This is a genomic window from Streptomyces sp. NPDC111744, assembly GCF_055634995.1.
Window position 1 is genome coordinate 79926 of the sequence record NZ_JBVKCG010000005.1, and the last position, 13076, is coordinate 93001.

A 13076-nucleotide genomic window follows, 5' to 3' on the forward strand; every position below is an offset into this window, starting at 1 on the left:
GCGGCTCCGTATCAGCATGCGGGACTGAGGCGCCCCTCCGGGGGCGCGGGACTGTGCCGATATGCGGCTCCGCCGCGTGGGCGCGACAAGCCCCCACCGGTCCGCAGGCCGTAGCACAGCGCAACCACCCACGGCGAAAGCATCCCCATATTTCACCAATCATGGTTGCACCTAGTGACACAGCGCTAACACGGTGCAATCGTGCGGTCCATGACGACCAACGGGGGCTACAGGCCCGTCTTCTGCACGATCGTGCCGCCGCATATCCTCGACCACCTCGCCACCCACGAGGACCGGCCGCTCGCCGACGCCGCCCTGCGCACCCTGCAGCAGGACGCCGCGCAGCGCACCCGCCGCCGGATCACCACGGTCCGCGGCGCCGTCGCCCCGGCCGCCGCCGCCACCGGCACCCCGCACCGCACGATCTACGACGCCGGGCACGGCACCGACCTGCCCGGCACCAAGGTCCGCGACGAGGGCTCCGAGCCCGGCCAGGACGCCGGTGTCAACCGCGCCTACGCCGGCCTCGGCGCCACCTTCGACCTGTACCTGAAGGCGTACGAGCGGGACTCCATCGACGGCGAGGGGCTGCCGCTCGACGCGACCGTGCACTACGACGTCGACTACGACAACGCCTTCTGGAACGGCGAGCAGATGGTGTTCGGCGACGGCGACGGGCAGATCTTCACCGACTTCACCAGCTCCGTCGACGTCATCGGGCACGAGCTCACCCACGGCGTCACCCAGTACACCGCCAACCTGGAGTACTACGGCCAGTCCGGCGCCCTCAACGAGTCGGTCTCGGATGTCTTCGGCTCGCTCATCAAGCAGCACTCCCTCGGCCACACCGCCGACCAGGCGGACTGGCTGATCGGCGAGGGCCTGCTCGCCCCGGGCGTGCACGGCGTGGCCCTGCGCTCGATGAAGGCCCCGGGCACGGCGTACGACGACCCCCGTCTCGGCAAGGACCCGCAGCCCGCGACCATGGCGGAGTACGTGAGGACCAACCGGGACAACGGCGGCGTCCACATCAACTCCGGCATCCCCAACCACGCCTTCTACCTCCTCGCCACCGCCCTCGGCGGCAACGCCTGGGAGCGGGCCGGGCGGATCTGGTACGACGTGCTCACCGGCGGCGAACTGCGGTCGGACGCCCGCTTCACGGACTTCGCGAAGCTCACCGTGGCGGCGGCCAAGGCCCGCTTCGAGGAGGGCGAGGAGATCGAGGCGGTCCTCAAGGCGTGGGCCCAGGTGGGTGTGCAGACCGGCTGACCCCGTACTACACAGGGACCCATGCGTATTCAGGTGAGGCGTACGGGCGGGTTCGCGGGCATCGAGCGGAGGGCCGAGGTGGACACCTCGGGGCGGCCGGACGCCCACGAGTGGCAGGCCCTGGCCGAGCACGCGCTCGCGGCCGGCCGGGGCACGCCGCCGCCCGGGGTGCCGGACGGGTTCGCGTACCGGATCACGGTGGACGGGCGGACGGTGTACGCGGCCGATCCGCAGCTGACGTCCGAGCAACGCGAGCTGATCTCACGGGTGTTGAAGGAGGGCGCCTAAACGGCTCCGGTAAAGGGTAGTTCACGTCCGGACGTTGACTTCCGTTACCGGTGGTAAGGATGATCCCGGCCATGGCGACTGACGCGGTCCATCCGATACCCCGGTTCCCCGACGGCTTCCTCTGGGGTGTGTCGACCTCGGCCCACCAGATCGAGGGCGCGGCCGACGAGCGCGAGCCCTCCGTGTGGGACGTGTTCTCGGCCGAGCCGGGCCGTGTCAAGGACGGCTCGACGGCGGCGGTGGCCTGCGACCACTACCACCGCTACCGCGAGGACGTGGCCCTGCTGGCCGGCCTCGGCGTGGACGCGTACCGCTTCTCGGTCTCCTGGCCGAGGGTGCGCTCCGAGGGCGGCCTGGACTTCTACGACCGGCTGGTGGACGAACTGTGCGCGGCGGGCGTACGGCCAATCCCGACCCTCTTCCACTGGGACCTGCCGGTAGCCCTCCAAGAGAAGGGCGGCTGGCTGGACCGGGACACCGCCGCGCGCTTCGCCGACCACGTCTCGACGGTCGCGGACCGGCTCGGCGACCGGGTGCAGAAGTGGATCACTCTCAACGAGCCCGCCGAGCACACCCTGTTCGGCCATGCCCTGGGCGCCCACGCCCCCGGCGAGCAGCTGATGTTCGACGCGCTCCCGGCCGCCCACCACCAGCTCCTCGCCCACGGTCTGGCCGTACGGGCACTGCGCGCGGCCGGCGCCGCCGACATCGGCATCGCCAACTCCCATGGCCCCACCTGGCCGGCCTCCCAGGAGCAGCCGGACCTGGAGGCGGCCGGCTTCTACGACCTCCTCCTCAACCGCCTGTTCGCGGAGCCGGTCCTGCTGGGCGAGTACCCGGAGGGCATGGGCGACCTGATGCCGGGCGATGTCGCCGCGGACCTGAAGGTGATCGCCGAGCCGCTCGACTGGTACGGCGTCAACTACTACGCCCCGACGAAGGTGGCCGCCCCGCAGGGCGCCGAGATCGAGTTCGGCGGACTCACCCTCCCCGCCGAACTCCCCTTCTCCGTCCAGGACATCGAGGACGTCCCGGTGACGGACTTCGGCTGGCCGGTGGTCCCGGAGGGCCTGACGGAACTCCTCACCGGCTTCCGGGACCGCTACGGCGACCGGCTCCCGCCGATCGTCATCACCGAGAACGGCTGCTCTTACGAGGGCGTCGACGACCAGGACCGCATCGCCTACCTCGACGGCCACATCCGCGCGCTGCACCGGGCGGTCGAGGCCGGGGTGGACGTGCGCGGCTACTTCGTCTGGTCGCTGCTGGACAACTTCGAGTGGGCGGAGGGGTACGCGCGCCGCTTCGGCCTGGTCCACGTGGACTACGACACCCAGGCGCGGACGCCGAAGTCGTCGTACGGCTGGTTCCGGGACCTGCTCCGGGCGCAGAGACGCCGGGCACAGAGATGACGACGACGCGGTCGCCGGCCGCCCTGGCGGAACCGGCCGAGAAGGTCGGCCGCGGCTGGACGTCGGCGCTCTCCCTCGCCAACGGAGCGATCTGGGTGGGCTGGTACGGCCCCCTCCAGATTCTCCTCGCCTCCCAGGCCAAGGACTTCGCGCCCGGCTCCGGGATGTCGAAGGAGACGATGCTGGCGTGGGTGACGGGCGTCGGCGCGGTGGTGTCGCTGGCGGCGAACCCGGTCTTCGGCGCGCTGTCGGACCGTACGACGTCCCGCTGGGGCCGCCGTACGCCGTGGATCGTCGCCGGCACGGCGGGCGGGGCGCTGTCGCTGCTGCTCCTCGCGGTCGCCGGTGGCATGTGGACGATGATGCTGGGCTGGTGTCTGGTCCAGCTGACGCTGAACGCGGCGTTCGCGGCGGTGACGGCCGCGGTGCCGGACCGGGTGCCGCGGCGCCAGCGGGGTTCGGTGGGCGGCTGGCTGGGGGCGGCGCAGATCCTCGGGGTGGTCGGCGGCACGGGGCTGGCGACGGCCGCCGGGGGCATTGGGGCGGGCTATGCGGCGTGCGCGGTGTTCACGGCGGTCGGCGTGCTGCCGTACGTGCTCCGCCACCCGGATCTGCGGCTGGCGCCGGAGGACCGGCCGGCCTGGTCCCGGCGGGGCTTTTTGGCCGGCTTCTGGCTGAGCCCGCGCCGCCATCCCGACCTCGGCTGGGCCTGGCTGACCCGCTTCCTGATCAACCTGAGCAACGCGCTGGTGCTGCTGTACTTGCTGTACTACCTGCGCGACCGCCTCCACTACCACGACCCCGACCAGGGCGTACTGATCCTGACGGCGGTGAACGGGCTGACGCTGATGGCGACGGTCGTGGTCGGCGGGGTCTGGTCGGACCGGGTGGGCCGGCGCAAGCCGTTCGTGGTCTGGTCGGGCATGCTGATGGCGGCGGCGACGGCGCTGCTGTCGGCGTGGCAGACCTGGCCGGGGGCGATCGTCGCGGCGGCCTTCCTGGGCATCGGCTTCGGTGTGTTCACCTCGGTCGACTTCGCCCTGATGACGGACGTCCTGCCGAAGGCCCTGGACCGTGGCAAGGACCTCGGCGTCATCAACGTGGCCAACGCCCTGCCCCAGGTCGCGGCGCCCGCCCTCGCCGCGCCGATCGTGACCTACCTGGGCGGCTACCGGGTGCTCTACCTGGCGGCGGCGGTGATCGGGCTGGCGGGGGCGGGGCTGGTGGGGCGGATCAGGGGCGTCGACTAGGGCATCGAGTCGGCTAGAGGGCGCCGGCGTCCCGGGCGGCCCAGACGCTCGGGTAGATCGGCCGGAAGCCGAGGTCCCGGCGGATCTTCTGCGTCGACATGATCCCGAACCAGGGGTCGCGGTCGGTGCGGGTGTGCAGGTCCGCGGGCACCTCGACGCCGTTGAGCTGGTACAGCTCCACGGTCGTGACGGGGGCGTCGTCGGCGATGTTGTGGACCGGACCGTTCACCGCCGGTGCGTACAGCAGACGCATCAGCCCCTGCGCGACATCGGCGTGGTGGCCCATCTGGAGCCGCTGGGTGGGCGCCCAGTTCGCGGACCAGCGCAGGACGTTGACGAGGTGGGGGTCTCCTTCGCCGTAGACGAAGGGCAGCCGCCCGATCCGCACCTCCATGCCGCCCTCCAGCGCGAGCAGCTCACGCTCGGCGACCGCCTTGGCCTCCGGGTAGGCGCCCCACATCTCACCGCCGGGCCGGCTCTCGTCGTCCTCGGTCAGCGGGCGGCCGCGCCCGGTGCCGTACACGAGCCCGGTGCTGACCTGCACGAACCGTCGTACGCCGGCGGACACCGCGGCCCGCCCCAGGGCCACCGCCGCGTCCCGGTTGACGGCCCAGGCCTCCTCGTCGGGTACTCCGCGGAAAGAGGCCGCGACGTTCACGACCGCGTCCGCCCCGGCGACGGCCTTGCCGAGCGCCTCCTCGTCCCGCAGGTCGCCGACGACGACCTCGGCGCCCAGCTCGGCGAACGGCTCCCCACGGGCCGCGTCCCGCACCAGCACCCGTACCCCCTCCCCCGGCCGGGTCTGGGTGAGCAGCCGCGGCACGAACCGCCGTCCGACCTGCCCGGTCGTACCGGTGACAAGAGTGATCACGGTCTTCTCCTTCGTTCCTTCGCTCTGGTGCCACCAGCCTCGGCCTCCTCGGAGAGGGCCGGGAGAGACCTCCCGATCAGGGGACCGGCAGTCCCTGGATAAGCCGGGCGGCCCGGGCCACCCTGGAGGGGTGAACCGCCCCGAACTGGCCGACTTCCTGCGCCGCGCCCGCACCCGCCTGGACCCCGCCGACGTGGGCCTGACCCCCGGTGCCCGGCGCCGCACCTCGGGCCTGCGCCGCGAGGAGGTGGCGTCGCTGGCAGGCATGTCGGCCGACTACTACACGCGCCTCGAACAGTCCCGGGGCCCACGCCCGTCCCGCCAGATGCTGACGGCACTCGCCCGCGCGCTGCGCCTGACGGAGGACGAACGCGACCACCTGTTCCACCTGGCCGGCGAGGAACCCCCACGCCGGGAGGCGGCCTCCACGCACGTCCGCCCGGGTCTGCTGCTGGTCCTGGACCGACTGCACGACACCCCGGCGCTGGTTGCGACCGACTACGGCGAGGTCCTGGCCCAGAACGCGCTGTCGCGGGCGCTGAGCGGTGACGTCCTGGCCCGCCCGCCGCGCGAACGCAACCTGCTGCGCCGCTACTTCCTCGACCCGGCGACCCGCGACCTGTTCCCGCTGGAGGACCGCCCGGCGCACACCCGGGACCACGTCGCCAACCTCCGGGCGGTGGCCGCGGCCCGCCCCACCGACCCGGTCCCCGCCGCCCTCGTCGCCGAACTCCTCGCAGGCAGCGACGAGTTCGCCCGCCTCTGGGCCGAACACGAGGTGTCGGTACGGCGCGCGACCACCAAGCGCTTCCTGCACCCCACGGTCGGCCTCCTGGAACTGGACTGCGAGGTCCTCCTCAACGCCGACACCCACCAGCAACTCGTCGTCCACACGGCCCGCCCGGGCACGGAGTCCCACGAACGCCTGCGACTGCTACGGGTGGTGGGCCTGCAGGACATGACCCCGACCCGCAGTTGACCCACCAGGTACCTTTCCCGGACGCCCCGGCGCAGCCCCCCGCCCCCTCAGAACCCCAGCCGCCGCAGCTGCTTCGGGTCCCGCTGCCAGTCCTTCGCGACCTTCACGTGCAGGTCGAGGCTGCATCACCATGCGGCTGCCGCCGCGCGGCCGGCGCGCCCCGCCCCCTCAGAACCCCAGCCGCCGCAACTGCTTCGGGTCCCGCTGCCAGTCCTTCGCGACCTTCACGTGCAGGTCGAGGAAGACCGGGGTGCCGAGCAGCGCCTCGATCTGCTTGCGGCTCTTGATGCCGACCTCCTTCAGGCGCTTGCCCTGGGGGCCGATGATGATGCCCTTCTGGCTGGGGCGTTCGATGAAGAGGTTGGCGTGGATGTCGAGAAGAGGCTTGTCGGCGGGGCGGTCCGGGCGGGGGAGCATCTCCTCGACCACGACGGCGATGGAGTGCGGCAGCTCGTCGCGGACGCCTTCGAGCGCGGCCTCGCGGATGAGTTCCGCGATCATGACCTGCTCGGGCTCGTCCGTGAGGTCGCCCTCCGGATAGAGGGCCGGCCCCTCCGGCAGCAGCGGCACGATCAGGTCGGCCAGCAGGCTCACCTGCTTGTCACCGACCGCCGACACCGGCACGATCTCCGCCCATTCGAAGCCCAGCTCCTTGCCCAGCTGGTCGATGGCGATGAGCTGCTCGGCGAGGGTCTTGGAGTCGACCAGGTCGGTCTTGGTGACGATCGCGATCTTCGGGGTCTTGCGGATCCCGGCCAGCTCCTTGGCGATGAAGCGGTCACCGGGGCCGAGCTTCTCGTTCGCCGGCAGGCAGAAGCCGATCACGTCGACCTCGGCCCAGGTGGTGCGGACCACGTCGTTGAGGCGCTCGCCGAGCAGGGTGCGCGGCTTGTGCAGGCCGGGGGTGTCGACCAGGATCAGCTGGGCGTCCGGCCGGTGCACGATGCCGCGTACGGTGTGCCGCGTGGTCTGCGGCTGGTTCGCGGTGATCGCCACCTTCTGCCCGACCAGAGCGTTCGTGAGGGTGGACTTGCCCGCGTTGGGGCGCCCGACGAAACAGGCGAAGCCCGCCCGGTGGACGGCCTCCGACGATTCCGACGGCTCGGTTGACTGGCTGCGAACGCTCATGACCCCCATTCTCCCTGATCCACGACACCCCGCCGCACCGTGAGATTTCGGTAACCCCGAGGCAACGAAACGTCACGGAAACACAGCCGTATGCGACCGGAAACGCGTTCCGGTGAACCTCTGACGAGCCCCCACGACGTTGGAGACGCCCGTGATCCTCGCCGCCGCGCACGCCGACACCGGCGACACCGCCTGGCTGCTCGCCGCCACCGCCCTGGTCCTGCTGATGACCCCGGGCCTGGCCCTGTTCTACGGGGGCATGGTCCGTACGAAGAGCGTCCTCAACATGCTGATGATGAGCTTCGTGTCGATCGCGCTGGTGACGGTGGTGTGGCTGGCGGGCGGCTACTCGCTGGCCTTCGGCTCGGACGCCGGGGCGGGGCTCGTCGGCGGACTCGAGCACGCCGGGATGCACGGGCTCGGCCCGGACAGCGTCCAGGGCACGGTCCCCACTCTCCTCTTCGCCACCTTCCAGCTCACCTTCGCGATCATCACGGCTGCGCTGATCAGCGGTGCGGTCGCGGACCGGGCGAAGTTCGGGGCGTGGCTGGTGTTCGTGCCGGTGTGGGCGCTGCTCGTATACGTTCCGGTGGCGCACTGGGTGTGGGGCCCGGGTGGCTGGATCCTGCACGGCCTCGGCGCCCTGGACTTCGCGGGCGGCCTGCCCGTCGAGATCACCTCCGGCGCCTCCGGGCTGGCGCTCTGCCTGGTCCTCGGCCCGCGGCTCGGCTTCAAGAAGGACGCGATGCGTCCGCACAACCTCCCGATGGTGATCCTGGGCGCCGGTCTGCTCTGGTTCGGCTGGTTCGGCTTCAACGCGGGCAGCGCGCTCGGCGCCAACGGTCTCGCGGCCGCCGCCTTCCTCAATACCATGGCCGCCGGCTGCACGGGCCTGCTGGGCTGGCTCTTCGTCGAGCAGAAGCGCGACGGCCACCCGACCACCCTGGGCGCCGCCTCCGGCGCCGTCGCCGGCCTGGTCGCCATCACCCCGTCCTGCGGCTCGGTCTCGCTGCTCGGCGCGCTGGTCATCGGGCTCGCCGCGGGCGTGGTCTGCTCGTACGCGGTCTCCTGGAAGTTCAGGCTGAACTACGACGACTCGCTCGACGTCGTCGGCGTCCACCTGGTCGGCGGTGTCATCGGCACCCTCCTCATCGGCCTGTTCGCGGAGAAGGCCATGACCGGCGGCGCCGAGGGCCTCCTCTACGGCGGCGGCCTCGCCCAGCTCGGCAGGCAGGCGGTGGCGGTCGTGGCCGTGGCGGCGTACGCGTTCGCGGTGACGTACGGCCTCGGCAGGCTGCTGGACAGGACGCTGGGCTTCCGGGCGAGCGAGGAGCAGGAGTACACCGGACTGGACCTTACGGTGCACGCCGAGACCGCTTACGATCACGGGGTCCTCGGCCATGGCGCCCCGGTCGGCGCGTCCGTCCTCCCCTCCGCCCAGAAGGTCAAGACCCACCCATGAAGCTCATCACCGCGATCGTCAAGCCCTACCGTCTCGAGGCGGTGAAGTCCGCCCTCCATGAGATCGGGGTGCACGGCCTGACCGTGACCGAGGCCAGCGGGTACGGCCGGCAGCGCGGCCACACCGAGGTGTACCGCGGTGCCGAGTACCAGGTCGACCTGGTCCCCAAGGTCCGTATCGAGGTCGTCGTCGAGGACGCCGACTCCGAGCCGGCTATCGAGGCGATCGTCAGGGCCGCGCGGACGGGGAAGATCGGGGACGGGAAGGTGTGGGCGGTGCCGGTGGAGACGGTCGTACGGGTGCGGACGGGCGAACGCGGCCCCGACGCCCTCTGAGCAGCCGCGGCAGACCGCGGCCCCGGCGCGCACGGGCGAACAGCACACCGCCCGCCACCCCGGCGGCGAAGGCCAGCCCCACCACCAGCCATGGCAGCGCGAGGAACGACGTACTCGCCGACTCCTTGGTGCCGGTCGCACTGGCCGTCAACGTCAGGTCCCCCCAGTCGAGTTGGGGCGCGTCGCGCCAGGGCGCGGTGAGCCGCACGCGCTCCCCCGGCAGCAGCTCGGAGGGGATCCGGGTGAGGTCGCGGGCGAGCAGCGTACGGCCGAAGAGCCCCTCGGCCCGCAGCCGCACCTTGGGGTTCAACGTCACGTTCCCCGTGTTGTGCAGGGTGTAGGAGACGGTCGCCGTGCTGTCTCCGAGGCCGGGCATCAGCGGCTGGTGGTGGGTGAGGTGCACGTTCTCGACGGCGACGGCCGGGAGCGTCGGCCCGCTCACCCGCAGATAGACCCGGGCGCCGACGGCCCGCTGCACACCGAGTGCGAGGGCGCCCGCCCCCGGATCGACTCGTTCGTCCAGCGCCACGATCGCCCCGGGATGGTCACCGGGTTCGGCGCCCTGGGGCACCCGCAGGGTGAAGGGAACGGCGACCGTCCTGTGCGGTGGCACGGTGACCCGCGTCTTCGCGATCCTCGCCCAGGCCCCCACCCCCCGCATCCGCTCCTTCAACGTCCGGACGGCGAACCCGCCGTCGCGCGCGGTGTTGTAGGCGTCGGCCGCGTACAGCCGGAAGGTGAGCGGTTGGCCGGTCTTGTTGGCGACGGCCACCTTGTCGGTGATCGTCTGCCCGGGGTCGAGGGAGAGATAGAAGTACGGCCGCGCCGCGATCTTGGAGGCGACCGGGTAGACGGACCAGCTGCCGTTGTCGGCGGCGTGCGCGGGAGTTGCCGTGCAGAGGAGTCCGAGGAGCAGGCTCAGGAGGAGGGCGTACGGCTTGACGCGACGCATGGGTGCGGACCCCCGGTCGGAAGCGGTTCGGGTGGCGACCGGGTCTTTCCTGAAGGCCTTCGGTGAAAGACCTTCATGGACGAAAGCCCGGTCGCCACAGGGGAGTTGGCTCAGGTGAGCGTCAGGGTGAGGACTCCGGAGTACGACCCCGGAGGGGTGAACGCCGGTACGTCCAGGGAGAGTCCGGCGCCGACCGTGAACTCACCGCCGGTGACGGTGGAGTCCGGGGTCGACGCGAGGGTCGCTCCGGAACCGCCGACGGCGCCCGCGGAACCGGCCGCACAGGTGCTCGGGCTGCCCGCCTTGGTCGCACAGGACGGGGTCCAGCTGAGCTTCCCGGCGCCGATCTTGGCGCCGGGACCGGTGAAGTCGGTGACCTTGCCGGTGAGCGACCAGCCGGCCGGTCCGCCACGGAAGTCCTTGACGGTGACCGTCTGCAGCGCGCCGGTCGACGCGCCGCCCTGCCCGAAGTCGACCGCCGACAGCGCGACGGAGTCCCCGGCCTGGGACATGGACAGCGTCCCCGCCTTGACGGTGGTCGTCAGCTTCTGGCTCCCGTCCGGCACGGGCGTGGTGTCGTTGACGGCGTAGGCGGCAGGACCGGCCCCCGACGTGTCGCTCCACGCACTCCCCTCGTAGGCCACGATCCCGGTCGTCGTCTTGTCGTTCACGGTGATCGGGGCGCTGAAGGAACCGTCGGAGCCCGCGGTCGCGGTCGCCGTGTCCGCGGTCTGGCTGCTCCCGGACCGTCCGGCGAGCGTGACGGTCGCGCCGGGTGTGAAGTTCTGCCCGCTGACGGTGACACTGTCACCGGGGTTCCCGGAGGCCTTGTCGAGGCTGATGGCACGGTTGTTGACCGGGGTCGAGTCGGTCGCCGTGACGGTCTCCGACACCGGGGCGGGCGGGTTGGTGACCGTGCAGGGGGTGTCCAGCTCCAGGATGTAGCTGGTGTGGATGTTGTAGTCACCGGGCGAGAGGGTGATGGCACCTGGCGAGGTGACCGTGAAGGTCCCGGTCATGGAGAACGACGGGAAGGTGCCGTGGCCGGGCACCGGGTCGTTCTTCTTCGGCCCGGTGACCGTGACGGCCCCGGTCTGCGCGCCGCCCAGCGTCACCTTCCCGGTCGGCGTCATGATGTCGGCCGGCAGGGCGAGGGCGGTGGGGTTGTTGGCGGCGGGCGTGACCACGGTGTAGGTCACGGTGACCGTGTCGCCGACCTTAGGGGTGGTGTCGTCCACCGAGATGCTCGCGGTGGTGGTGCCGTCGATCGGCGGGAGGCCCGCGACGGCGGGCGGGATGCAGTGCGTGGCGAAGTCGACGTTCGTCCCGGCGGCACCGGCCGGACAGGCCAGCGCGCCCCCCGTCGTGACCGCGAGCGCGGTCGCCCCGAACAGTGAGATCCAGCGCCACCGTCGGGATCTTCGTGATCTTGGGGGTGAACCCATGGATGCCCCCTCCTGAGGGTTGCGGGCGCAGCGGCTCCTCTGCGCCGACAGGGGGCCATTGATGTGGAGGGCGCGTGAGAAGTCAATGGAGATGCCGCAGAAACCTGACGGTTCATCAGCTTCTGCGGCATCCGGAACGAACCCGTCAGCGGACTCAGAAGACGAACGGGCCCGGGGACTGGGCGGCGCTGGACGTACAGGTGACGGTGACGCCGAAGATGACCATCTTCAGCGAGCCGCCGTGGAAGTCGAGGCTGTCGCCGGAGGCGACGGTACCGGGCAGCGGGCCTACGGTGACGGGGCTGCCGGCGGCCATGGCCGGGTTCACGGTGCCGCTGAAGACGACGTTGCCGCCGGTGGAGTTGGCCATGGTGAGCGTGGAGGCGATGGAGTTCGCCGACAGGGCGAGCGGGGTGGTGATCGCGGTGGAGGTGAGCGTGAGGGTGGCCGAGGTACCGCTCTGGGTCGCGGTGAGGGTGGCCGCGCCACCGCCGAAGATGCCGCAGCTGGCGGTGACGGTGGCGGTGGTCGGGGTGACGGCGGCGGCCGAGGGGGCGAAGGCCAGCGCCGTGGCGGCGAGGGCCCCCGCCGCGAGTGCCGCACCGGTGGTCAAGCGTTTCATGGAGATCGGGCTCCCTTCCCGTTACGTGGGAATGCCATGTGGGGATGGCGACCCCGGTCCGGGTGGATGCGGTCACACCGCGGGGCGCCGGATCTGACGCCCGCCCAGATCTGACGGTCCGTCGGAACCTACGTCCCATTGATACGCGAGAGAAACAGACCGACAAAGTTGAATTCCGGCCGACTGTCTGCGACGCGGGGCCGAGGGGGTGGTGGCGGCAGCGGTGCGGTACGGCCGAGCGGGGGCCGAGCGCGCAGTTCCCCGCGCCCCCTGGGACGAGAGGGAGCGGGGTTGGCCGGAGGGCGGGTGCGGGTGCGTGGGGGCTGAGCGCGCAGTTCCCCGCGCCCCTTCAGGTGGCACCAGCGGGGGTGCTTTTCGAGGGCACCGCCGCAACGCACGCGACCACAGGCGCCCCGAAAGGGGCGCGCGGAACTGCGCGAGCGACCACGACGGCGCCGCACCCGTCGACGCACCCCCGCCCACCCGAGTCAACCGACCCCGCCCCCTCCCCCGACGGAGTCAACCAACGCCTCGCTCCGCAGCGGAGCGAGGCGCATGGGCGGTCGGGAAAGCTAGGCGGAGACGGTGAGCCGTACCTCTCCGTCCGGCCCCGCCAGCAGCACCGGCGTCCCCGGCCCCCCAAGGTCCCGCACCGCGGCCAGGTCCCCGGCGTCAACCCCTTCCGCCCCGCTCACGACCGCGGCCGCCTCCAGCGACTCCGCCCCCGACGCCACCGCCATCGCCACCGCCGTCCGCAGCGCGCTCAGCTTCAGCGAGGCCAGCTCCACCGTCCCGGCCACATACGTCCGCCCCGTCGAGTCCCGCACGGCCGCCCCCTCGGGCACCCCGTTACGGGCCCGGGCCGAACGGGCCAGGGTGACGATCTTGCGGTCCTCAGGATCAAGCGCACTGCTCTCGGTCATGCCCCGAAGCATACGAACACCCCGGAGAAGCCTCCCTGCCCGCCCCGCCGTCGGACGGAGTCAGTCAAGGCTCTGGACGATCTGACTCCGGCCGGCCGTGTGCAGCACCCGCCCGCGAGCACCGTGCGAGCGGCTGG

General features: G+C 71.8%; 13 protein-coding genes. 7 read left to right on the forward strand and 6 right to left on the reverse strand.

The annotated features are described in order from the left end of the window. The first annotated feature begins 210 nt into the window (after positions 1–210). The 4 genes from ACZ7OO_RS13065 to ACZ7OO_RS13080 all read left to right on the forward strand — a co-directional run bounded on the left by ACZ7OO_RS13065 (position 211) and on the right by ACZ7OO_RS13080 (position 4222). Positions 211–1272: a M4 family metallopeptidase gene (locus tag ACZ7OO_RS13065; RefSeq protein WP_471504360.1), complete on the forward strand. Its 1062-nt coding sequence runs from the start codon at positions 211–213 to the stop codon at positions 1270–1272. A 21-nt stretch (positions 1273–1293) separates the two neighbouring features. Next, on the forward strand, positions 1294–1560 hold the full coding sequence (locus ACZ7OO_RS13070; RefSeq protein WP_471504361.1) for a protealysin inhibitor emfourin: 267 nt from the start codon (positions 1294–1296) through the stop codon (positions 1558–1560). Positions 1561–1631: 71 nt separating this feature from the next. Then, positions 1632–2972, forward strand: coding sequence for a GH1 family beta-glucosidase (locus ACZ7OO_RS13075; protein ID WP_471504363.1), 1341 nt, complete (start codon positions 1632–1634; stop codon positions 2970–2972). After that, the gene (locus ACZ7OO_RS13080) at positions 2969–4222 is read left to right on the forward strand and encodes an MFS transporter (RefSeq protein WP_471504364.1); all 1254 of its coding nucleotides are present in this window, start codon (positions 2969–2971) and stop codon (positions 4220–4222) included. The genes ACZ7OO_RS13075 and ACZ7OO_RS13080 overlap by 4 nt, the downstream gene beginning before the upstream one ends. Before the next feature lie 13 nt (positions 4223–4235). Here ACZ7OO_RS13080 and ACZ7OO_RS13085 read toward each other — a convergent pair whose 3' ends face one another. Then, positions 4236–5093, reverse strand: a complete 858-nt coding sequence (locus ACZ7OO_RS13085) for an NAD-dependent epimerase/dehydratase family protein (protein WP_471504365.1) — start codon at positions 5091–5093, stop codon at positions 4236–4238. A gap of 130 nt (positions 5094–5223) precedes the next feature. On the opposite strand from ACZ7OO_RS13085, the gene ACZ7OO_RS13090 reads away from it, so the two are divergent. Further along, a complete protein-coding gene (locus tag ACZ7OO_RS13090; RefSeq protein ID WP_471504367.1) occupies positions 5224–6072 on the forward strand; it encodes a helix-turn-helix transcriptional regulator in 849 nt (282 codons plus the stop codon). A gap of 168 nt (positions 6073–6240) precedes the next feature. Here ACZ7OO_RS13090 and era read toward each other — a convergent pair whose 3' ends face one another. Then, complete coding sequence (gene era / locus ACZ7OO_RS13095) at positions 6241–7200, reverse strand: GTPase Era (protein WP_471504369.1); 960 nt, start codon at positions 7198–7200, stop codon at positions 6241–6243. Positions 7201–7351: 151 nt separating this feature from the next. Here era and ACZ7OO_RS13100 point away from each other — a divergent pair, with 151 nt between their 5' ends. Both ACZ7OO_RS13100 and ACZ7OO_RS13105 read left to right on the forward strand, forming a co-directional pair. Next, entirely contained in the window at positions 7352–8662 is a 1311-nt protein-coding gene (locus tag ACZ7OO_RS13100) for an ammonium transporter (protein WP_471504371.1), read from the forward strand. Next, positions 8659–8997, forward strand: coding sequence for a P-II family nitrogen regulator (locus ACZ7OO_RS13105; protein ID WP_471504372.1), 339 nt, complete (start codon positions 8659–8661; stop codon positions 8995–8997). The genes ACZ7OO_RS13100 and ACZ7OO_RS13105 overlap by 4 nt, the downstream gene beginning before the upstream one ends. Here ACZ7OO_RS13105 and ACZ7OO_RS13110 read toward each other — a convergent pair. From ACZ7OO_RS13110 to ACZ7OO_RS13125, 4 genes are all read right to left on the reverse strand, one after another. Next, positions 8891–9949 carry a DUF916 domain-containing protein gene (locus ACZ7OO_RS13110; protein WP_471504374.1) on the reverse strand — a complete coding sequence of 353 codons (1059 nt, stop codon included), beginning with the start codon at positions 9947–9949 and terminating at the stop codon, positions 8891–8893. The two genes, ACZ7OO_RS13105 and ACZ7OO_RS13110, sit on opposite strands and share 107 nt — an antisense overlap. Before the next feature lie 110 nt (positions 9950–10059). Then, entirely contained in the window at positions 10060–11394 is a 1335-nt protein-coding gene (locus tag ACZ7OO_RS13115; protein ID WP_471504376.1) for a beta-xylosidase, read from the reverse strand. Between the two features lie 154 nt (positions 11395–11548). Further along, positions 11549–12016, reverse strand: coding sequence for a hypothetical protein (locus ACZ7OO_RS13120; RefSeq protein WP_471504378.1), 468 nt, complete (start codon positions 12014–12016; stop codon positions 11549–11551). A 572-nt stretch (positions 12017–12588) separates the two neighbouring features. Then, a complete protein-coding gene (locus tag ACZ7OO_RS13125) occupies positions 12589–12939 on the reverse strand; it encodes a cytidine deaminase (protein ID WP_471504379.1) in 351 nt (116 codons plus the stop codon). Between the last annotated feature and the right edge of the window lie 137 nt (positions 12940–13076).